The sequence below is a fragment of the Flavobacterium phragmitis genome, from assembly GCF_900112575.1.
GTDB classification, from domain to species: domain Bacteria; phylum Bacteroidota; class Bacteroidia; order Flavobacteriales; family Flavobacteriaceae; genus Flavobacterium; species Flavobacterium phragmitis.
Genome location: NZ_FOMH01000003.1, coordinates 1 through 21206, shown reverse-complemented (window position 1 = coordinate 21206; position 21206 = coordinate 1). Strand labels below are relative to the sequence as shown.

23 protein-coding genes and 3 tRNA genes are annotated in these 21206 nt (G+C 34.2%); 10 read left to right on the top strand and 16 right to left on the bottom strand.

Going from position 1 to position 21206, the window contains the following annotated elements:
* From moeB to moaA, 4 genes are all read left to right on the top strand, one after another.
* Entirely contained in the window at window positions 1–1071 is a 1071-nt protein-coding gene (moeB, locus tag BM289_RS05720) for a HesA/MoeB/ThiF family protein (RefSeq protein WP_091491609.1), read from the top strand.
* A 136-nt stretch (window positions 1072–1207) separates the two neighbouring features.
* The gene (locus BM289_RS05715) at window positions 1208–1639 is read left to right on the top strand and encodes a molybdenum cofactor biosynthesis protein MoaE (protein WP_091491608.1); all 432 of its coding nucleotides are present in this window, start codon (window positions 1208–1210) and stop codon (window positions 1637–1639) included.
* On the top strand, window positions 1639–2553 hold the full coding sequence (moaCB, locus tag BM289_RS05710) for a bifunctional molybdenum cofactor biosynthesis protein MoaC/MoaB (protein ID WP_091491606.1): 915 nt from the start codon (window positions 1639–1641) through the stop codon (window positions 2551–2553). The genes BM289_RS05715 and moaCB overlap by 1 nt, the downstream gene beginning before the upstream one ends.
* Entirely contained in the window at window positions 2540–3547 is a 1008-nt protein-coding gene (moaA, locus tag BM289_RS05705) for a GTP 3',8-cyclase MoaA (RefSeq protein ID WP_091491605.1), read from the top strand. Before moaCB ends, moaA begins: the two co-directional genes overlap by 14 nt.
* Window positions 3548–3769: 222 nt before the next feature.
* On the opposite strand, the gene BM289_RS25295 is transcribed toward moaA, so the two are convergent.
* The 7 genes from BM289_RS25295 to BM289_RS05670 form a co-directional block, all read right to left on the bottom strand.
* Window positions 3770–4426 carry a hypothetical protein gene (locus BM289_RS25295; RefSeq protein WP_143102048.1) on the bottom strand — a complete coding sequence of 219 codons (657 nt, stop codon included), beginning with the start codon at window positions 4424–4426 and terminating at the stop codon, window positions 3770–3772.
* Between the two features lie 214 nt (window positions 4427–4640).
* Window positions 4641–4865 carry a hypothetical protein gene (locus tag BM289_RS05695; RefSeq protein WP_244165330.1) on the bottom strand — a complete coding sequence of 75 codons (225 nt, stop codon included), beginning with the start codon at window positions 4863–4865 and terminating at the stop codon, window positions 4641–4643.
* Between the two features lie 161 nt (window positions 4866–5026).
* Entirely contained in the window at window positions 5027–5650 is a 624-nt protein-coding gene (locus BM289_RS05690; RefSeq protein WP_091491602.1) for a class I SAM-dependent methyltransferase, read from the bottom strand.
* A 144-nt stretch (window positions 5651–5794) separates the two neighbouring features.
* A complete protein-coding gene (locus BM289_RS05685) occupies window positions 5795–6157 on the bottom strand; it encodes a hypothetical protein (protein ID WP_091491601.1) in 363 nt (120 codons plus the stop codon).
* A 137-nt stretch (window positions 6158–6294) separates the two neighbouring features.
* Window positions 6295–7554, bottom strand: coding sequence for an alginate export family protein (locus BM289_RS05680; protein ID WP_091491599.1), 1260 nt, complete (start codon window positions 7552–7554; stop codon window positions 6295–6297).
* Window positions 7555–7810: 256 nt separating this feature from the next.
* Complete coding sequence (locus BM289_RS05675) at window positions 7811–8470, bottom strand: response regulator (RefSeq protein ID WP_091491597.1); 660 nt, start codon at window positions 8468–8470, stop codon at window positions 7811–7813.
* Window positions 8471–8670: 200 nt separating this feature from the next.
* Window positions 8671–9255 carry a DUF4202 domain-containing protein gene (locus tag BM289_RS05670; RefSeq protein ID WP_091491595.1) on the bottom strand — a complete coding sequence of 195 codons (585 nt, stop codon included), beginning with the start codon at window positions 9253–9255 and terminating at the stop codon, window positions 8671–8673.
* Between the two features lie 180 nt (window positions 9256–9435).
* On the opposite strand from BM289_RS05670, the gene BM289_RS05665 reads away from it, so the two are divergent.
* A complete protein-coding gene (locus BM289_RS05665; RefSeq protein ID WP_091491593.1) occupies window positions 9436–10209 on the top strand; it encodes an META domain-containing protein in 774 nt (257 codons plus the stop codon).
* 140 nt (window positions 10210–10349) lie between these two features.
* Here the strand turns inward: BM289_RS05665 and BM289_RS05660 are convergent, their stop codons facing one another.
* Window positions 10350–11636, bottom strand: a complete 1287-nt coding sequence (locus BM289_RS05660; protein ID WP_091491592.1) for a DUF2130 domain-containing protein — start codon at window positions 11634–11636, stop codon at window positions 10350–10352.
* Window positions 11637–11894: 258 nt separating this feature from the next.
* Window positions 11895–12776 (bottom strand): LysR family transcriptional regulator, encoded by an 882-nt coding sequence (locus BM289_RS05655; RefSeq protein ID WP_091491590.1) that lies wholly within the window; start codon window positions 12774–12776, stop codon window positions 11895–11897.
* A gap of 439 nt (window positions 12777–13215) precedes the next feature.
* Between BM289_RS05655 and BM289_RS05645 the strand changes: the two genes are divergently transcribed.
* A complete protein-coding gene (locus tag BM289_RS05645) occupies window positions 13216–13923 on the top strand; it encodes a class I SAM-dependent methyltransferase (protein ID WP_091491587.1) in 708 nt (235 codons plus the stop codon).
* Between the two features lie 100 nt (window positions 13924–14023).
* Here BM289_RS05645 and BM289_RS05640 read toward each other — a convergent pair whose 3' ends face one another.
* The 4 genes from BM289_RS05640 to BM289_RS05625 all read right to left on the bottom strand — a co-directional run bounded on the left by BM289_RS05640 (window position 14024) and on the right by BM289_RS05625 (window position 16875).
* Window positions 14024–14485, bottom strand: coding sequence for a DUF3291 domain-containing protein (locus BM289_RS05640; RefSeq protein ID WP_091491586.1), 462 nt, complete (start codon window positions 14483–14485; stop codon window positions 14024–14026).
* Between the two features lie 156 nt (window positions 14486–14641).
* A complete protein-coding gene (locus BM289_RS05635) occupies window positions 14642–14920 on the bottom strand; it encodes a putative quinol monooxygenase (protein ID WP_008468761.1) in 279 nt (92 codons plus the stop codon).
* 2 nt (window positions 14921–14922) lie between these two features.
* Window positions 14923–15528, bottom strand: coding sequence for an NAD(P)H-dependent oxidoreductase (locus BM289_RS05630; RefSeq protein ID WP_091491584.1), 606 nt, complete (start codon window positions 15526–15528; stop codon window positions 14923–14925).
* Between the two features lie 360 nt (window positions 15529–15888).
* On the bottom strand, window positions 15889–16875 hold the full coding sequence (locus BM289_RS05625; RefSeq protein WP_091491583.1) for an aldo/keto reductase: 987 nt from the start codon (window positions 16873–16875) through the stop codon (window positions 15889–15891).
* Between the two features lie 116 nt (window positions 16876–16991).
* On the opposite strand from BM289_RS05625, the gene BM289_RS05620 reads away from it, so the two are divergent.
* A complete protein-coding gene (locus BM289_RS05620; RefSeq protein ID WP_091491581.1) occupies window positions 16992–17837 on the top strand; it encodes an AraC family transcriptional regulator in 846 nt (281 codons plus the stop codon).
* A 397-nt stretch (window positions 17838–18234) separates the two neighbouring features.
* On the opposite strand, the gene BM289_RS05615 is transcribed toward BM289_RS05620, so the two are convergent.
* Window positions 18235–18996, bottom strand: a complete 762-nt coding sequence (locus BM289_RS05615; RefSeq protein WP_091491580.1) for a C40 family peptidase — start codon at window positions 18994–18996, stop codon at window positions 18235–18237.
* 67 nt (window positions 18997–19063) lie between these two features.
* The gene (locus BM289_RS05610) at window positions 19064–20242 is read right to left on the bottom strand and encodes an acetyl-CoA C-acyltransferase (RefSeq protein ID WP_091491578.1); all 1179 of its coding nucleotides are present in this window, start codon (window positions 20240–20242) and stop codon (window positions 19064–19066) included.
* Between the two features lie 238 nt (window positions 20243–20480).
* Here BM289_RS05610 and BM289_RS05605 point away from each other — a divergent pair.
* The 3 genes from BM289_RS05605 to BM289_RS05595 all read left to right on the top strand — a co-directional run bounded on the left by BM289_RS05605 (window position 20481) and on the right by BM289_RS05595 (window position 20743).
* Window positions 20481–20564: transfer RNA gene (locus BM289_RS05605), tRNA-Ser, on the top strand.
* A 14-nt stretch (window positions 20565–20578) separates the two neighbouring features.
* A tRNA-Pro gene (locus BM289_RS05600) sits at window positions 20579–20653 on the top strand.
* A gap of 16 nt (window positions 20654–20669) precedes the next feature.
* Window positions 20670–20743: transfer RNA gene (locus tag BM289_RS05595), tRNA-Arg, on the top strand.
* A 166-nt stretch (window positions 20744–20909) separates the two neighbouring features.
* Here the strand turns inward: BM289_RS05595 and BM289_RS05590 are convergent.
* Window positions 20910–21206, bottom strand: a 297-nt coding sequence (locus tag BM289_RS05590; protein ID WP_244165329.1) for a transposase, incomplete at its 5' end; no start/stop codon positions are given.

The window sequence follows — 21206 nt, the reverse complement described above, 5'->3', positions numbered from 1 at the left end:
ATGAATGTAGATAACCGATATAACAGACAAATAATTCTCCCAGAAATAGGAGAGAAGGGACAGCAAAAATTAGCAGAATCAAAAGTTTTGGTAATTGGTGCTGGAGGTTTGGGCGTTGCGATTATGCCTTATTTGGCAGGCGCGGGTGTTGGCGAAATCGGAATTGTAGATCATGATGTTATTGAGATTTCAAACCTTCAGAGACAGGTGATTTATAAAACGGATGCTATCGGAAAATCAAAAGCGAAAGAAGCCAAAGCAATGATTTCAGACTTAAATCCTTTGGTTAAAGTAAAAGCGATTTCAGAAAAATTATCAGGAAAAAATGCCCTTTCGTTATTTGAGAAATATGATATTATTGTTGATGCAACCGACAATATTGCGATTAAATATTTAATTAATGATGCCTGTTTAGTAACATGTAAACCAATGGTCTATGGTTCTATTTTCAGGTTTCAGGGACAAGTTTCGGTTTTCAATTATCAAAAAGGACCGACATACAGATGTTTGTATCCAGATGAAAATTTGGATGTATTGAATTGTGAAGAAGCGGGAGTGCTTGGTGTTTCGGTTGGAATTATAGGAATGTTTCAGGCCAATGAAGTTTTAAAAATGATCTTGGGAATCGGAGAAGTTCTCAGCGGAAAAATATTGGTTTATAATACGCTGAATAACGAACAGCAAAAATATGATTTCGAAAAGAGTGAATTCAAATCAGTTGACAGAGAGGTATTTGAAGAAAAATATAATAAATGTGTGATTGAAGAAGTGAGTTTTGATTCGGTTTTAGATGAAATAAACAATGATGAGGTTTTGTTTTTGGATGTTCGAAATATTGATGAATCGCCGAAAATTAGTTTGGAAAATCAGATTCAGATTCCGTTAATGAACTTGGAAATAGAAATTGAAAAATTAGATAAAAATAAAAAGATCTATGTTTTCTGCCAATCTGGAATCAGAAGCAAAATTGCAGTTGAATTGCTTCAAAAACATCAATTTAAAAATATAAAAAGTATTGCAGGCGGAGCTTTAGCAATGAAAAATATATTGAAAGAAGAAATAAATTTATAGCCACAGATTATTAGTTAGATTGTCACCCTGAGCGGAGTCGAAGGGCGTTCCAATTGGACTTGGGCTTCGACTCCGCTCAGCCTGACAAAAAATAATAGAAAAAATCCTTTTAACCTGTGAAAAAAAATAAAAAGTAATGAGTAAAAATGTATTCGTAGAAGGTCCAATCTCACCTGAATTTATTGCCGAGTCGATTGCCAAACATCAATCGAAACATACTATAGGGGCGCACAACATCTTTTTAGGACAAGTTCGTGCCGATGTGATTCACGATAATACAGTCGTGGCAATTGATTATTCGGCTTATACGGATATGGCGAACGAAGCTTTGTACACCATTCGCGAAAAAGCTTTCGCTAAATTCGATTTGACCTGCATGCACATTTATCACAGTTTAGGCGTGGTAAAGGCAGGAGAAATTTGTTTATTCGTTTTCGTTTCGGCAACAAGGCGCAAACAAGTTTATGAAGCAACAGAAGCCATTGTAAACTGGATAAAAACCGATGTTCCAATTTTTGGAAAAGAAATGTTTGAGAACGATACATTCACATGGAAACAAAATAGTTAATGGTAGATATTACGCATAAAATAAGCACGTTAAGAGTCGCAACCGCAACCGCAATTGTAAAAGTCAGCAGGCAAGAAACAATTGATGCTGTGGTCAACAATTTAGTGCCAAAAGGAAACGTATTCGAAATGGCAAAAACGGCAGGATTATTTGCGGTAAAAAACACGCATTTATCTATTCCGGATTGTCACCCAATTCCGATTGAATTTACTTCTGTAGAATATAATATTGAGGGTTTAGATATTCACATTATCTTCAATGTAAAAACAATTTATAAAACCGGAGTTGAGGTTGAAGCCATGCATGGCGCATCAATAGTGGCATTGACGATGTACGATATGCTGAAACCGATTGATAAAGAAATCGAAATATCAACCATTAAATTAATCAATAAAGAAGGCGGAAAATCTTCTTTCAAAAATAAATTCCCGAATGCGATAAAAGCGGCGGTTTTCGTTTGTTCCGATTCAATTTTTGCGGGCGACAAAGAAGATCGTTCCGGAAAAACAATAATAGAAAAACTGGATTCATACGGAGTTGAAACAGCGCACTACGAAATCATTCCAGACGAATTGGAGATTATTCAGGAAAAAACTAAAGCTTTCGCAAAAGAAAATCAGCTGGTGATTTTTACAGGCGGAACTGGTTTGTCGCCAAGAGATGTGACGCCAGAAGCTTTATTGCCAATTTTAGAAAGCAGAATTCCGGGAATTGAAGAAGCGATTCGCAATTACGGACAACAAAGAATGCCGTATGCAATGCTTTCAAGAAGCGTAGCGGGGACTTTAGGTAAAAGTTTAGTTTTGGCTTTGCCAGGCTCAACGAACGGAGTAAGAGAATCTATGGATGCTGTATTTCCGCACATAATGCACGTTTTTCATATTTTAAAAGGAAAAAATCATGACAGCCTCTAACACTATTTTGACGGACGGTTTTGGGCGCAAACACAACTATTTGCGTATTTCACTGTTGGAAAAATGCAATCTGCGTTGTACTTATTGCATGCCGGCGGACGGAATCGCGCTTTCTCCAAAAGTCAGTTTAATGACGGCCTACGAGATTTTTGCCATCGCTCAGACTTTCGCGCAAAATGGTGTTGATAAAATCAGATTAACAGGTGGAGAACCTCTACTAAGAAAAGATTTCCCTGAAATTGTTTCTAAATTATCCGTTTTAAATATTTCGCTTTCTTTAACTACAAACGGCATTTTAATTGACCGACATATTGATGTTTTAAAACAGTTTAATGTCAAAAAAATCAATTTGAGTTTAGATACTTTGGTTTCGTCTAAATTTGCTTCTATAACGCTTAGAAATCAGTTTGAGAAAGTAGTAGACAATTTGCATTTGCTTTTGAATAACGATTTTCAGGTAAAAATAAATGTCGTTTTGATAAAAGGTTTTAATGATAACGAAATTGGCGATTTTGTAAAATTGACTCAGTTTCTGCCTATTTCTGTTCGTTTTATTGAGTTTATGCCATTTGCAGGAAACGAGTGGGACAGGAGTAAAATGGTTTCGCAGCAAGAGATTTTATCTTTAGTTGAGAATGCTTTTTCTTCAGATGAAATTCAAAAACTGGAAGACGAAAAAAACTTCACTTCCAGAAATTATAAAATAAACGGTTTTCAAGGTGATTTTGGGATCATCAGTTCCATTACAAATCCGTTTTGCGACAGTTGCAACCGAATCCGCTTGACGGCTGACGGAAAAATTAAAAACTGCCTTTTCTCAAATTCTGAAACTGATTTGCTGACGGCTTTTAGAAATGGAGAATCAATTACAAGTTTAATTTCCGACGCTATTTCAAGTAAAAAGGAAGTTAGAGCGGGAATGTCTACAATGAAACAAATTGATGATCCTGCGTTGCATTTTGATAATCGTAGTATGATTGCGATTGGAGGGTAATGGTTTCGAGAGAAACTTTGTCAAAGTTTTAAACTTTGACAAAGCTCACCATACAGTTTTGTCATTTCGACCGAAGGGAGAAATGACACACGAAACTCTACAAAGATTGACGATTTTGCATGTGGAATTACTTGTGTGATTTCTCCCTTCGGTCGAAATGACAAACCATGCGATGAAATAAAAAAAGGCTTAACCTTTTTCAAAGTCAAACCTTTCTAAATATTATTTTTTCTTTTTAGCCTTTGCTTTAGCCTTTTTCAATGCTTTCGCTTTCTTTTCAGCAAGTTTTTTAGCTTTTGCTTTTTCCTTTGCCTTTTTAGCTTTTTCTTTTTTCTTTTCGGCTGCTTTAAGTTTTGCTTTCTTCGCTTTTTCAAGTTTTTTGATTACGGCTTTTATAGCCTTTTCTCTTTTTTTCTCTTTTTCTTTTTTTGCTTTAAGTTTTGCTTTTAGCTGTGATTTTATATCTTTTTTTTTGTCTTTTACAATTTCAAGAATTGTTCCGTCGATTTCTAAAATTGGCTCATTTGGTTCAGTTGGTGCTGGAAGATCTTGAGTTTGTATTTCTATAATTTCGGAAACAATCGGTTCTGTTTTTTCTGGTGTAACGGTGGCTTCTTTTTTAACAGTTGCGCTCGGTGTTCCTTTTGTAGCGGCTCTTACAGGCGTTTTGGTGGAAGGTTTTACAGTTGCTGCAGGCGCCTTTGAAGTTGTTGTTCTTGTGGCCGTTGATTTTGAAGCAGGTGTTTTAACGGCTGTTTTAGTGGTTCTTCTAACAGTAGTTTTTGCTTCAGGTGTAACTTCTGTTGTACTTTCTACAGCAGTTTCAGCTGGAATATCGCTATTTTTTTCAGTAGCAGTTCTTGAGTTTCTTTTTATCATAACAATATTTTTTATTGAATAAATAGATATAACCAAGAATTTTATGGCTTTTGAAGTAACCTTTTATAATGTATAATTCTTAGTTAAGCTAAATGTACGCAATTTTTAAATATGAAAATGTTAAGCTTTCTATAGAAAATGTTAGTTATCAATAGTTTCCAAAATTTTAAAGTTGTTTTTGGTGATTCGCATAACGAACAGCAATAATCATTGCCTAAATCACTAAACCTTTTAGAATTCCTTGGCTTTCATCTCCAAATTCTGATTTACCCAAGGTTAAGCATTCCTGACATTGGTAAATCTCTTGCTGAATTTTTTCTTTTTTCTGTGGATTTTGGGTTGTTTCTGCTGTTGAGTTTCCTAATTCTTCAAAATATTTCCGACTTAATTCAATTAAAATAGTCGGCAGTTCGAGTTTGTCGATATTCTGAGAATGCACAGTATATTCGCGTGTATTGGGATTGAAATTTTTAGCAAATAAAACATTATAAGTTAAAATGGCACCAACCCAAAGATCATCTTTTACAATCTTTCAAGGGAATTTTTTTTAAGATAATTTTTGTAGAGACGCACTGCAGTGTGTCTTTACGTCGAATTTGATTATTTTTTCTTTCCAACAAATCGAATTACAGAACCTGTTCCGTTATGGAATAAACCTTCGCTGAGTTCGATTTCTTTTTCTTCTAATTTGATGATTTCGTAGTTTGGAAAATCAGCTTTGATTTCTTTGATTGAAAAAAGAGATTCAATGTCTTTTGGTCCTCCAACTTTTTCGTTTATTGCAAGATATTCTAGGTGCTTTTTGCTGAACGCTTCAAAAATTATAATTCCGCCTTTTTTTAATAAAGCATTAAGCTGAAGATGAATATCCGATTTAATTTCTGCTGGAAAATGAGCATAAATTAATGCGATAACATCAAACTGGTTTTCCTGAAAATCTAAAGATTCCAATTCGCCAACCTGATAATCAATTGTAACATTATTGGCTTCAGCAAGTTTTAAGGCTTTGTTTCTGCCTTCTTCACTAATATCAAATGCCGAAGTTTTCCATCCTAATTTTGAAGCAAAAACGGCATTTCGTCCTTCACCTTCGGCAGGAAAAAGTATAGAGTTTGGATTTAGTTTTTCTAGTTGTTCTTTTAAGTAATTGTTGGGTTCTTCGCCGTAGGCAAATTCTTCATTGCTGTAACGGTCGTCCCATCTTTTGGTCCAAGTGTTGTTCATTATTAAATTTTTAGAAATCAAAATCAAATTTACTTAATAAAGAAAGGTTTAGTTTGAATTTCAAACAAAAAAAATACCCTTTCTCAAAAACAAAAAAGGGCATTCTATATAAATTTCAGATTTCTAAAAATCTCTTTATTTTATTTAAACAAGTGTAGTAACACCGCTATTAACATCAATTTCAGCAAAATTATGTTTTCCCATAACGATAAGCAGCTTATCTGAGTTATAACCTACATATCTAATTTCAGGTTCTCCTTTTTTTGGTTTTCCACAAACTGAAATTACATTAGTCTGCCATTTCAATTTACTTTTTTTGTAAGCTGATATGGTTTGCATGTCGTTTTCGACATAATAAACAATGTTGTTTTTTTTAATTCCTCTTTTTTGCGTTTTTGCAAAATTAATTTCTGAGTTTTTAGAGATTAAGGCATCATTGTATTTCTGGGCAATGCCTGTCTGCGTAACAATAAATGTCAGCATTGAAAGTTTTAGAAATGGTTTCATTAGGATAGAATTGGGGGTTCGTAATCGCTTCAAATATAATTAATTATATGATATAATCGCTTTTTTATATATAAAAAAAACACCCTTTTCTCGAAATAAGAAAAGGGTAAAATTTATAAGATAATTTTGAAGATAAATTATTTTTTCCAGCTAAAAATTCTTGGATTAACAGAAATCATTAGCCAAGCCCAATTGTTGGTATGACTGGCATCTCCATTTTTAATAAATTCCATGGTTTTAGAGCCAAACATTTGAGAATAACCACCTGTTACAGTGATATCTTTTTTGAAATTATAGCCAAAACTCGCATCAATTTCAGTTCCTAAATAGGAATCTAATTTTTCATTTGCGGGCGTAACAACATCAGCTGCTGCTAAAAATACATGTGGCATCAAAGCAAACTGCCATTTGTTGATATTGTAATTTAATTTTAAGAAAGCGTCTTGCAAACCAACATTGTTTATGTGATTTCCAACATAAAAATAATCCATGTAACCGTTAAATCCGTGGTTGGTTCCAAAAATCGGATTGAAAGATTTAATTACCGTACTTCCGTCATTTGAAGCTTTTCCAGATAAAATTTCATATCCCAAACCAGCTTTGAATGATTCTGTAATGTTGTAATTAAAATTTGCAGCGGCATTCCAAGCACTTACTTGCAGATCGGTGCTTTTTCCAGTTTGGCCATATACCCAAAAGTTGCTGTCTATTTTGCTTGTTTTGTAAGTTAGATAAGGTCCAAAAGTCTGCTTATAATCAACTAAAAGTTTTGCATCTGCATTTGCATATTCGTAACCAGTGTTAAGTAATAAGAAACTTAAACCCAAATCACTGCTAAATTGGTTGTGATACCAAGCATATTGCATTGCTTTATAATTGGCAACTGTGTATGGAGTTTGCACTGTATTTTCAGCGGTTGAATTATAGGCACCTCCAAAATCTAATTTTTGCTTTTCTGTCTGATAGGTAATAGTAAGCGCATCATGGCTTTGAGCTTGCTGTGCCCAGTCCATTTCACCCAAAATACGCTGATTGTCATAAGAAAGAACTTGACGTCCCATTCTAGCGCTCCATTTTTCTGTAAAATTATATTGTGCCCAAGCTTCAAAAACAGCAACTCCATTTTTATCTGCTATGGCTGTGGTTGGTACATCTCCCCATGTTCTGGTATTTTGGAAAGTTAATTTTACAATTAAATCATCTTGTTTGAAATTAATGTTTAAACGCGAACGTTGAGAAATTTGAGAAGTTCCCTTTTGGCCTTCAGGAAGAAGTGTTTTGTATCCATTTCTATATTCAAAACGCGGTCGAAGTTGTAAGTTAACATCTAGTTCCTGTGCCTGTGAAGAAGTTAAGGATCCTAGGATTAATAGGATTATAAATCTGATTTCTTTCATTGGTTTGAAATTTTTTTCTGTAGTAAATTTATAAGAAAAACAAGCTCTCTTATTTGTAAGAGCTTATTATTTTTTAATCTGATTTATTAAGGTTTTTATTTGATTGGAGAAATGGTATACTTAGCTAAAATGCATCATTCCAGAATACTTTCAGTATTATCGGAATAATTATCTTTATGGCATATTAATTTTTAGAGATTAAAAGAATATTAAAAATTGAAGATGCTGAACTAAATTACGTATAAGTACGTAAGTTTTAGACCAAAGAAAATTCAGCAGCTTTGTTGGAAAGCTCCATCAAGTTTTTCACTTTTAATTTTTTCATTAAATTAAATCGATGTACCTCGGCAGTTCTTTTGCTAATCTTTAGATTTTCAGCGATTTCTTTATTCCCTTTTCCAGATAATAAAAGAGTGAGAATTTCTTTTTCTCTTTTTGTAATCATCATTTTATCTCCTAAATTCTGTCTTGATTCTGATGAACCTGATGAATTTGTTATCTGGTTGATTAAAATGCCAGAAACATCCCCACTGAAATATTTTCCGCCGGCAACAACCGTGTGAAGTGCTTTTAAAAATTCATCTTTGCTTGAACCTTTAAGTAAATAGCCATCGGCACCTGCTTTTACAGATTTTAAAACATACTCTTCAGTTTCATACATTGAAAGCATTATGATTTTTAAAGTGCTGTTTTCACTTTTAAGTTTTTCAACCAGTTCGATACCATTTAAATTAGGCATGCGAATGTCTGTTATAAGTAAGTCGGGATTACAGTCTTCAATTACTTCCAGAGCATCAAGACCATCAGTAGCCTCTCCTGCAACCTCTATTCCGATTTCATTTTCCAGTAATGATTTGATCCCATCTCTTACAAAAACATGGTCATCTACCAATACTACACGAATGTTTTTACTCATAACTTACTTAATTTTTATTCTGGCTTTTACGTATTTTCATCTATGAAGAAGACGCTAATATACGTAATTCTTTAAAATAGACTTTAATGCAGAAACTAAAAATTAAAATAACATTAAAAAAACAGTCTTATTTTAATGCAATAGTTTGACCGCCAATAGCAGAAATGGGTAAGGAGAAATGAGGTAGTTTTGTTTTTTTTCTAAAGCCCTAATGAGGCTTTTATAAGATTACGATTTTCTTCAGTATAATTGATTTTTAAAGCTTCTTGATGTCCTTTTTCAGACATTTTGTCCCAGGTTTTTTTGATGATGTTTTTAAGTTTTTCTTCGTCATGTTTGTGAACGAAAGGTTCTAAGTAATATTCTAAAAACACCAGACAGATAACATCTTCCAATAATTGGGTTTCGGCGTCTTTTTTAAGTAGTTTTTTCTCAATTAAGAACGAAACACGATCGATAAAAGTTTGATCATAACCTGCTTTTACCAGAATTTCGGCAGTAGTTTTAGAGTGAAATTTTTTTAATTCTTCTCTCCATTTCAAATAACCAACACGATCCATTGGGTATGATTCGCGAGCGACTTTCCATCGGCAAATATGCTGCGCTTTTGAAGCAATCTGAATCTCTTCGGATGCCTTGGGTTCAAATTCCATCAATTTTTTATACATCCTGCTGGAATACAATAATTCTTTTGGATATTCTTTGTTTTGATCGATTTCGGTATTTGGATCTTGCGCGTTTTCGGCATCAATCCATTCGCTTGCTTTTTGAAAAGGTGTAGTCATTTTTTGGCTTGATAATAGATTTCAAAGATAAGTAAATTAGTGTGAAAGTTGAAAGATGGAGCCCTAAAGTCAAATGTGAAAAGTGAGAAGCAAGATGTAAGTGTTTCAAAAAAATGTCGTAAATTCATAAGAATTTTAAGAGTGTTTTATAGAAAAAGAATGTTTTTAAACTAAAATCTCATGAAAAAAATACTTTCAATATTGTTATTATCAATTTTTATTATAAGCTGTAAAACAACTGCAAACAAAGAGTCGGGCGGAACAACTTCACCAAGTTCTACAGAAGAAGATTTAAAATATTATTTTAAAGGAACAGGAAACGAACCATTTTGGGGAATCAAAATAGGAAATGAGGAAATCGTCTTTACGTCCTTAATACCAGGAAAAGAGAAAATCACTTTTCCTGCTGTGGAAGCTATAAAAGCTATGGATGCTAATGTAAAGATGTATAAAGTAAATAATGAAACGACTTCTGCAACCATAACAATTCAACAATTGGATTGTCAAGATTCAATGTCTGGCTCAATTTCTCCTTATAGTGTAAAGGTCGAAATCAAAAATAATTCGGAATTAGAAACAAAGAAATTAAGCGGATGCGGAAAATATTTAACCGATTATCGACTTCATGATATTTGGGTTTTGGAAGAATTGAATGGATACAAAGTTTTTGCAACAGATTTTCAGAAAGAAATGCCTCGAATTGAAATTAATTCGGCAGAAAATAGATTTTCTGGTTATGGAGGCTGTAACGCCATCAGCGGTTCTATTTTTTATGAAAAAGATTTGTTGCGTTTTACAAAAGTAATTTCAACGCTTATGGCTTGTCCTCAAGGAAATAAAGAAGGAGAATTTACAAAAGCTTTGCAGAGTACAACTACTTATTCTATTGGAAATAATCAACTGATTCTGTCAAATCCTTCGGGGAAATTGGCTGTTTTTAAGAAAGTCGATTAACGCACTGTTTTGTCATTCCGAGGAACGAGGAATCACACACGAAACTCCGCAAAGATTGACGATATAGCATGAGGAATCACTTGTGTGATTCCTCGTTCCTCGGAATGACAAACTTAACGCTTAAATCTTGAATAAAAGATTTATTCAAACAATTCCTTTGGTTCTTCATCTTCATCATCACCTTCAATAAAATCCAATTCCAGAGCTTTCACGCTTTGAACCGCATTTCCGGCAATACCACGAATCGAACCATACATGCCTAATGTATTATGAACCACTTTTTCGATTTGTTTCTCGCGTTGTTTCCAGATTCGCTGCATCGCTCTTTTTTCCGATTCCAGATCGTTTTGCATTTGCGTAAAACCTTCTACAATACCTTCAATCTGTAAACGGAATTCGTTACTGGTAAGGAAATCATACAACATTGACATTTTATCGCCTTTGTTTTCCTGCGCTTGAACCGCTTGATTGATTTGAATTAAAGATTGACGCAAAACCGCACTTAAACCTTTAAACTCTTCATACGTGCAAATCCAGATTCCGTCGCGCATTCCCATTCGGTCCATTCCGTTGGGCATCACTTCGGTTACTAAAACTCCGATATTGGCTCTTTTGGTTCTAATATCGTTTTTGAATTTCTCGATCCAAGATGGCTGAAAGGCTTTTGTTCTCTTGCTTTCATAATAAATAGAACCGCAATTTTGGTGTTCGCGAGTGTTGACAATTTGAAGACAATCAGCTCCGTTTGCGCCTTTTTTGACTTCATCAATACTGTCGAGAGGGAAATTGTTTGCAAGCCATTCTTCAATTGCTAATTCCATTACTTCGCCTTGCAGTTGCATCGAACCTTGTTCCTGCTTGCGTTTCATTTCTTCGGTCAGCTTTTTTTGTTCTTCCAGCTGTTTCTGAAGTTCTTTGAATTTTAGTTCGTTTTTATCGTCTTCTTGTTTTCTGATTTTTTCACGTTCCAAAGCCAATTGCGCGTTCAATTGCTTTTCGGCTTCGGCCTGAATCGCTTCTTTCATTTCCAGTTTTTCGCGCTGTAATTTTGCGATTTCACCTTCCATTTTATTTAGTTGCCTGATTTTTTCTGATTTTTCAGAGAGTTCTTTTTCCATTAAAAGCAAACGATCTTTGTTCTCTTCTGCGAGTTTGGCTTTTAGTTTTTCAGAAATTTCTTTTTCGGCTGTTTTTTTCTCGCGTTCCAAACGTTCAGCAAAAAGTTCATTTTCCTGTTTTTTTTTCGCTTCAAATTCGGCTTTGGCTTTTTCGAATTGTTCGTTTTTAAGCTCTAATTCACGGTTTTGAATATTCGCTTTCTGCTGGAATTCTTTACGGATGCTGTCTTCCAATTGATGTTTCAAAACATCATTTACGTCGATAGGAGTTCCGCAGTTTGGACACTGAATTGAAGATTGCTCGGCCATTTTATATTGAAATTTTTATTGTAGAATTTGAATTTGCTAAGATATTTAAAAGTTCTCTTTTTCTGATGTGGATTTCTGTACTAAATTGTAACGAATTTTTGTTATGGCCACGAAGGCGCTAAGACGCAAAGTTTTTATTTCACGCAGATTTTATAAGATTTAGGCAGATTTTGCAGATAATTTTAAAGAATAAATCTGCTAAAATCTGCGGAATCTGCGTGAAACTTTTTTTACTTTTAATAAATAAAGCTTTGCGACTTAGCGCCTTTGTGGCAGCAAAAAGGCAACAGCAGATTGCGTAATGTCAGAATGATCATCTTTTGAAGTTATTAATGATACATTAGTATAAAGATTCACTTTTTTCAATTCAATAAAACCAATCTCAGGATCGTGATTGTTTTTAGCAATATTTGAAGGAACAATCGAAATTCCCAATCCGTTTTTGACTAATTGTACGATGGAATTAATGTTGTTTGCTTCGTGGATGATTTTCGGCGTAAAGCCATAAAAAGCACAAAGTTCCAATAAAACTTCATGATAATGCGGTGCGTAATCTTTATTGAAGAAAACAAAAGTTTCGTCTTTTAATTCTAAAATCTCATTTTCTGATTTTATCTGAACTGATTTTTTATTGTAAACCAATGAAAATCCGTCTTTAAACCATAAATGCGATTTTATTTTAGGCGAATGAATTGGCGATCGAATAATTCCCATTTCAATTTTTCCTTGTTCTAAAGCATCGATTTGTTTGGTTGTTGAAATTTCGAAAAGTTTGAAGTTTACGTATGGAAATTGTGCTTTCAGATGTTTTATCAAATCTGAAATAACAGCAGAATAAATCGAACTGATATAAGCAATCCTAAATTCGCCCGAAACATTCTCTGCGATTTTTTTTGTTGTCACAGAAATACGTTCCAGATTTTGAAAAATTGCCATAATTTCTTCTTTAAAATATTTTCCAGCTTCGGTCAATTCTACTTTTTTATTGTTTCTGATAAAAAGCTTTGCCTGAAGTTCTTCTTCCAATTCAGCAATTTGTCTGCTTAATGGAGGTTGAGAAATAAAGAGTTTTTCTGAAGCTTTGGTAAAGTTCAGTTCTTCGGCTACAGCCAAGAAGTATTTTAGATGACGTAATTCCATGATACTTTTAAAGTATTGTTAATTGATAAAAATAGTATTTTTAAAGTATTTATGAAAGAGATAATTTTGGTTTTAGAAGTTATGAGTTAGAAGATAAGCGTGCAAGGTATAGTTCAGAGCTCCTAAAGAATAACCCTTAACTTTAAGAGTAAGAAATAATTCTCTCGCAGATTGAGCAGATAAAGCAGATTATTAATTTTTAGATAAATCATCTTAATCATAATAATATCCCAATCATATAATAGCAAAAAGATTAGCTCAATCTGCTTGATCTGCGAGAGATTAAAGAAAAAGAAAAAAAAGTTTCTCGCAGATTTAGCAGATTTAAACTGATCGAAGCAAATTTTTTTGTTTGAATAAAGAATAAAAAGAAAATCATTTTTAAATCTGCTTTAATCTCTTTTAAATCTGCGTGAAAAATTAAAAAAAACAAAAGGCCATGAAAAAATCAACTATTACAGAAATCAAAGAACGATTTGACAATGATGTCGAACGATTTTCAAATTTAGAAACGGGGCAAGTCGCTACAATTGATGCTACTATTTCTTTGGAATTAATAACGGAAGCTTCAAAACGAATTGTTCCAAATGCTAAAAATGTGTTGGATGTAGGCTGTGGAGCTGGAAATTATACGTTAAAAATGTTATCTAAACTGCCAAATTTGAATTGTACGTTAGTCGATTTGAGTTTGCCAATGTTGAATCGTGCTTTTGAAAGAGTTTCGGCAGAAACGAACGGAAAAGTAGAAATAAAACAAGGCGATATTCGTGAAGTAGATTTAGAAGAGAATAGTTTTGATATTATCTTGGCTGGTGCAGTTTTGCATCATTTACGTGATGATAACGATTGGGGAACAACTTTTGCGAAATTGTTTAAATTATTAAAACCAGGAGGTTGTTTGATGATTTCTGATTTGATTACACAGGATACTGATTTGTTGAATGATTATACGTGGCAACGTTATGGCATATATTTGGAAGGAATAGGAGGGGCAGAGTATCGCCAGAAAGTTTTGGATTATATTGAAAAAGAAGATTCGCCTAGATCGATGAATTACCAATTGGATTTGATGAGAAAAGTAGGTTTTTCAAAAGTAGAAATTTTGCATAAAAATATGTGTTTTGGCGCTTTTGGAGGAATTAAATAAGTTTTTTTATAGCCACTAATTACACTAATTTACACGAATTAATTTTTTATCAGCGAATAAAAATTTGTGGAAATTTGTGTAATTCGTGGCAAACAAATAATTAAGCGATTTGCTTAGGAGCTGGGAATTTAGTTCTTAAATCGAAAACAAGTTCTGATGGCCCGTTTTTTTGAAGGTAATCTAATTTTTCAACCGCTTCTTCTAGAGTAGGAATATGTCCTTTTGGAATCCACCACATAGCGGTGTGTGCTTTTCCGAATTTTTGAAACCATTCTTTTCTGCGTCTTAAAAAGTCACTGTGAAAAGTTTTGTACATATAATGTTCCAATGTTTCTATATTTTCCCAAACGGAAACATTGATAATAATTTGTTCATCATTGTACGGATTAAGACTTGTAGCATTGTCAGTTTCATCTTTTAAACGCCAAACAAAACCTTCGCTTTCTTCAGCTAAAGTGTTTACAGCATCTAAATTGTCTACAAATTCTTTCATGATTGGGTCGTTAATATCGACTCCTTTCATTTTGGCAATATTAATTTCGGCAAGGTGATAATTGCTCATAAAAAAATTAGTTTTCTAAATTTTAGGCAATTTAGCTTTTTTCTGAATATTGTGTAGGATTTTTTTTCGCCACGAATTACACGAATTACACTAATCTCCATATTCTCAATTAAAAAACAATTCGTGAAAATTTGTGTAATTCGTGGCAAACTAAACTTATAAAATCTGCGCGGTTTTGTAAACCTGAATTGGGCTCGAAACCAGATTTTCAGTTTTTTTGATGAATTCTTGCAAATAAGATTGATTGTTATGCAAGTCTAATCCCGGTTGATCTTTCCATTCTTCCCAAAGAATAAAAACATTTTCGGAAGTGTGCAAATCGTAACGAATACATGCAGCTTCTTTTCTAGTTTCGGTTACTAGATGTGTCAGCAGGTTTTTAACTTCAATTAAATGCTCTGGTTTACTTTTTAAAATTGCGGTAATCGAAATCATAATTATAAGTTTTTAAAAGTTTGCTCTAAATGTTTCGTGTAATTCTCTTTAAAGATAACGATATTTTCTGGTGTAGCGCCTTTTTCAACATCATGAAAATGAAACCCGTCGATGCGTTCCATTCCTGTGAATTTGTTCATTTTGTGGAAACCAAACATTACGCCATCATCAACAGAAGTTTGATCGAAGAATTCACCAGGAAGTGTAAAAGCCGTTGCAGGTGCATTCCAGCTTGTGGTAAGCATGTATTTGCGTCCGTGTAGCAATCCGCCAGTTCCGTAATTGATGTCTGGATTTACACGGCTTCTTCCGTCGCTTTTGTATATTCCGTTGTTGTGTCCTTGTGTAAAAACATCGTCGATGTATTTTTTGAAAAGGTTTGGCAATTGAAACCACCAAACTGGTGTGTGATAGATAATTAAATCTGCCCAAACGAATTTTTCTACTTCTTCTTGTAAATCGATTTGATCTTCGATGTGCGTTGTTTTTATTTCGTAATCGTTGTTTTTAGAAAGAAATTCAACTGTCCAATCTTGAACGGTTTTGTTGAATTGTCCTCCTGAATGTGCGAATTTTTGTCCGCCGTTAATTATAAATATCTTTTTCATTTTAATTGTTGTTTCTTATGAAAATGGACGCGTGAGGGATAGGAGCGATATCCTTTTTCTTTTTTCTTTAAAAAGAAAAAGATTTAGCGGATAGCCCGGCCCTTGGGACACGCCCAAATTCTAATTATTTATTTTTTTGAGATTTTTTTTAAACACATAGCTCTCAAAGCTTGTCATTTCGAGGAACGAGAAATCACACACGTTACTCGCCAAAGATTGGCGACTTAGTTTGCGGAGTTTCTAGTGTGATTTCTCCTTTCAGTCGAAATGACAAGATTGTGCTGACCATCTTTGTTAATGTGAGTGAAACGCCTTTGACAATAACTAAGGACTATGTTTCTATGTGTTAAAAAAAAAGAATTATTTTATTTTAGCAATTGCCTGGTTGATGAATTCTAATTCTGAATCAGATAAGTCAAAATCCATTGTTTTGGCGTTTGAAATAGCTTGTTCTGCGTTTCTTGCTCCAGCTAACACAATTGAAATTCCTTTTTGTAAACTTGTCCAGCGTAAAACCAATTGTGATAAGCTTGCTTCTTTTGCGTGTGCTAAAGAAGTTAATTCTTCAACCAAAGTTTTTACTTTTTGAAGATCAAATTGATTGAAATATCCGTTTCTGTGGTCGTTTTCTTTTAATTTGCTGTCAGTGAAATATTTCCCAGTCAATAAACCTCTTTCCATAGGACTGTAAGCAATGATTCCGATATTTTCTGCAACTGTGAAAGGAATTAGTTCTTCTTCAATTTTGCGATTTAGCATGCTGTATGCCACTTGATTTGAAGCCACTTGAATTGTTTTTTGTGCTTCCTGAATTTGTGCGACATTGTAATTACTTACTCCGAAAGCTCTGATTTTTCCTTGCTGAATTAAGCTTTCAGCAGCTTCCATTGTTTCAGAAATTGGTGTTGTTGAGTCTGGCCAGTGAATTTGAAGTAAATCAATATAATCAGTTTGAAGACGTTTTAAACTTTCTTCAACTTCTTTTATTACGTTTGCTTTTGATGAATATTTGTAAACCGGAACTTTTTTACTATTGTCGTCAGCGTCGAAAAAGTAATCGCCTTTTCCGTTATTGCTTCCGTCCCAAACCAAACCGAATTTAGTAAGTAATTGAATTTTAGAGCGATCGTAAGGTTTTATAGCTTCTCCGATCATTTCTTCGCTTAAACCAAATCCGTAAAAAGGAGCAGTGTCAATTGTAGTAACGCCGTGATCAATAGAAGCCTGAACAGATTCTATCGAATCTTTTTTTTCTGTTCCGCCCCACATGGTTCCGCCAATGGCAAATGCACCGTATGTTATAGCTGATAATTCAAGTTCTGAGTTGCCTAATTTTCTATATTCCATGATTGTAATTTTATTTTGATTAATTTGACGAAGCAAAATTATACTGTTTTTATGATTCTTATTTGGTATATATTTGTCTTTTTTAGGTATATTTGCATCTTCAAATAAATGCGATTATGAAAAAAGAAAACTTATACGAACCTTTTACGGTTTCTTTTGAGACGCTGACTGAATATCCAGATGTGGGAGATCGTCATAATTTTTTCGAACTGGTTTATATTTTAGAAGGTACGGGAAGACAATGTATTAATAAGAATATTTTTGAATATGATCCAGGGCATTTGTTTTTATTAACGCCTGAGGATTGTCATAATTTTACCATTGAAACTCAAACGAAATTTTTCTTTTTGAGGTTTAATGATATTTATTTGAAAAATTCGAGTTTGCAGAATGAGAATATTCAGCGATTGGAATACATTCTTCAAAATGCGAATCATCAGCCCGGTTGTATTCTAAAAAATGATCCTGATAAATGTCTGGTGAAAGTAATGATTGAAGCCATTTGCCGTGAACATCAGGATAAAGATGTTTATAATCAGGAGTTGATTCAGCAATTGGTCAATACGCTGATTATTATTGTGGCGAGAAATATTGCAAAATATCTTCCGGAGCAGGTTAATATTGGAACAGAAGCCAAAGCAATGGATATTTTACAATATATTCAGAACAATATTTATTATCCGGAAAAAATCAAAGCAGAATCAATCAGTGATTATTTCGGAATTTCGAATACGTATTTAGGCCGTTATTTTAAGAAACATGCTAGCGAAACGATGCAACAGTATATCAGTAATTATAAAACAAAACTGATTGAGCATCGTTTGCAATTCAGTGATAAACGAATCAATGAAATTGCGTATGAATTTGGTTTTACGGATGAAAGCCACTTTAATAAGTTTTTTAGAAAACAAAAAGGGTATAGTCCGTCTGAATTTAGAAAGTCGATTCGATTGAGTGCTTAAACACGGATTACACTAATTAACACAAATTATTTCGCCACAGATTTAAGGATTAAAAGGATTATTTTATTTCACCCAGACTTTAAAGATTTTTTTCAAGGAATCGCCAGCCTAATTTGCTCAATCTGCGAGAGAAAAAAATAATCTGTAGAATCCGCGTTTTCGCAAAGCGAATCTGTTTTATCCGCGTGCTTAACTTTTTATGCCACTCCCGATAGCTTCGGGATAAAAAGATCAGAAAGGATTTTTTATTTCACGCAGATTTTTAATGATTTAGGCAGATTTGAAAAGATTTTTTTTAAATAAATAGGCATAATCAGCTCAATCTGCGAGAGATAAAAAGAAATCTGTACAAATCCGCGTTTTCGCAAAGGGAATCTGTTTTATCCGTGTACTTTAATCAGATAATTTTCTTGATAACACGAAGTTTGTGAGTGTGTTTGTTTAATTCAGGATTGTAAATTCCCGTGTGGTCTAAACGGTCAATTCGAACTTTTCCGCTTGCGTGAATGATGTAATTATTTTCCATTATGATGCCGACATGGGTAATGTTTCCTTCATCATTATCAAAAAAGGCTAAATCGCCTGGTTCGCATTCTTCAATAAAACTTAAAGGATCTCCTTCTAGTGCTTGTTGAGAGGCATCACGGTGGATTTTATAACCGTTTAATTTGTAAACCATTTGAGTAAATCCAGAACAGTCAATTCCGAAAGGTGTTTTTCCGCCCCATAAATACGGAGCATTTAAATACATAAAAGCAGTTTTGATTAATGCGCTTTTGGGTTTTATGCCACTGGTTTTAGTTCCTTCAAAATCAAAATTTGAAGTATTGATTTCGCTGTTGTTTAAAAAAGACAATGATGCTCCAAGCGGAATTGGAAGCAGTAGATTGTTTGGAGCAGTGATATAATCAATTAAATCAGCATTTAAAATAATTGATTCTTTACTCAAAAGATCAAATTGCTCTTTGGTAATTTCCTGATATTGCTTAGAATCTACCCAACCTTCGTAATCATCATATTGAATTCTGATTCGAGCCCATTGATTATGGCGTTCTAAAATTTCGATATGCTCGCCAAACAAGAGCTGTGTAACAATTTCACTTCTGTCGCTGGCCTCAGCTCGAACAGGTACTATGGCTAAATTGCAAATTCCAAACATTTAAGGAAATTTATTAGTTGAAAATCAGGAGTTATAAACATAACTCCTGATTTTTTAAGATATTGTTTTACGCTCTTTCGATAACAATTGCTGATGCGCCACCACCGCCGTTGCAAATTGCAGCAGCTCCAATTTTTGCATTATTTTGTTCTAAAACATTTAGTAAAGTTACAATAATACGTGCTCCAGAAGCTCCAAGAGGATGTCCTAAAGAAACAGCGCCACCGTTTACGTTTACTTTGTCGTTATCAAGGTTTAATATTTTAGCATTAGCTAATCCAACAACAGAGAAAGCTTCGTTAAATTCGAAGAAATCAACATCTGAAATTGAAATTCCTGCTTTATCCAAAGCTTTTGGTAAAGCTTTTGCCGGACTTGTCGTAAACCATTTTGGTTCTTGAGCTGCATCTGCATAACCTTTTATGTAAGCAAGAGGCTTTAATCCTAAAGCATTTGCTTTTTCTTCGGACATTAAAACTAAAGCAGCTGCTCCATCGTTGATTGTCGAGGCATTTGCAGCGGTTACAGTTCCGTCTTTTGTGAAAACTGGACTTAAAGATGGAATTTTATCTAATTTAACATTAGTGTATTCTTCGTCTTTTGAAAATATAATTGGTTCACCTCGTCTTTGAGGAACTTCTACAGGAACAACTTCGTTGTCGAATTTTCCAGCATCCCAAGCTTTAGCGCTTCTTTCATAAGATTGAATTGCGAAAGCGTCTTGCTCTTCACGGCTGATTTTGTATTCAGATGCACATAAATCAGCGCAAACTCCCATTGCGTTGTTGTCGTAAGCATCTGTTAAACCATCTTTCTGCATTCCGTCAAGCATAGTTGCAGGACCAAATTTGTTTCCAGCACGCATTTGCACATAATGTGGAATCAAACTCATGCTTTCCATTCCGCCCGCTACCACAATTTCAGCGTCACCGCATGCGATTGACTGCGCAGCAAACATTACAGCTTTCATTCCAGAAGCGCAAACTTTGTTTACTGTGGTAGCCACAACTTCTTCAGACAGACCAGCAAAAAGTGCTGCTTGGCGTGCCGGAGCTTGTCCAACACCTGCCTGAATTACATTTCCCATGAAAACTTCATCGACTAATTTTGGGTCAAGGTTAATTTTTGAAAGGGCTCCTTTTATAGCAGCAGCGCCTAATTTTGGTGCAGGTACAGTAGATAACCCGCCCATGAAACTTCCGATAGGTGTTCTAACGGCAGAAACGATAACAACTCTTTTGTTCATTTTCTGTTTAATAATAGTTAGTAAGCAAATTTACTGTTTATTTGAATAAATTCAAATTTTGTATTGAATAGGTGAATTTTAAATTTAAGGTGAAATTTTTGTTAATTCTATTTGTTTGATTGTGAAGTGGTTTTGAAAAAAGATGAAAAAAAACTAAAAAAACTCAAAAAAAAGCTTGTGAGAAAAGGAATGTTGTTATACATTTGCACTCGCAAAACGGAAGCAATTCCACTAGCAAGGAGAGGTGCCAGAGCGGTAATGGAGCAGATTGCTAATCTGTCGACGGGTAACCGTCGCCAGGGTTCGAGTCCCTGTCTCTCCGCTTAAATTTTGCCTCGGGGTGTAGCGTAGCCCGGTTATCGCGCCTGCTTTGGGAGCAGGAGGCCGCAGGTTCGAATCCTGCCACCCCGACTACAATTGAAATAATGGACGCATAGCTCAGCTGGATAGAGCACCTGCCTTCTAAGCAGGCGGTCGAAGGTTCGAATCCTTCTGCGTTCACAATAAGCCACTCAATTTGAGTGGCTTTTTTGTTTTATATCCTTTCGAAAGCATAAAATGTTGTGCATTATCTTGGATCAGGGATCAGGTTCAAAAGTTGGGGATTAAGCAAAAAGATTGGATAATCTGAATAAGAAAAAATCGGATCAGGTTCAAAAGTTGGGGATTAAGCAAAAAGATTGGATAATCTGAATAAGAAAAAATCTATATTTCTAACCCCTCTGAACTGCGCTCTAAAAGCTTTTATTTTAGCATTAAAAGATTCAGCCGAAGCATTTGTGCTTCTGTTATCAAAATAGTTCAAGATTGATTTGTAATTAATGGTTATGGTATTGAGCAGGATATTAAAATTTTTAAAACCTGATTCCTCTACATTTCTATACCAATGAGCCAGTTTGGTCATGGCAATGCGCTTGTCATTGTTGTTATTGTAAATCCCTCGAAGCTGCTGATTTAGATTATA